1 pseudogene is annotated in these 300 nt (G+C 68.3%); it reads right to left on the bottom strand.

What is annotated here, in order from left to right:
• Positions 1-300: pseudogene (locus FLQ44_RS21760) on the bottom strand (hypothetical protein); the annotation flags it as partial.

Genomic DNA, 300 nt, shown 5'->3' with positions numbered 1-300 from the left:
CGTCAGGCCGTACGGGGTCGATCTGCCATTTCGAATTGGTGCCCAGAAACGCCTTGATCTGCGCCTCCCCCTCGGCGCGCTCCAGCGAGCAGGTCGCATAGACGAGCGACCCGCCCGGCTTGACCCAACCGGCGGCGCGCGCGAGCAACTCGCCTTGCAGCGCGGCAAGCTCGTCGATCTGGCGGTCTTCGATGCGGTGCAGCACATCGGGATGGCGGCGGAAAATGCCGGTTGCCGAACAGGGGGCGTCGAGCAGCACGGCATCGGCCTGTGCGTCCGGCTCCCAGCGCCGGATGTCAG

Source organism: Vogesella mureinivorans, from assembly GCF_007644035.1.
GTDB classification, from domain to species: Bacteria; Pseudomonadota; Gammaproteobacteria; order Burkholderiales; family Chromobacteriaceae; genus Vogesella; species Vogesella mureinivorans.
This window is presented reverse-complemented; position numbering and strand designations above follow the sequence as displayed.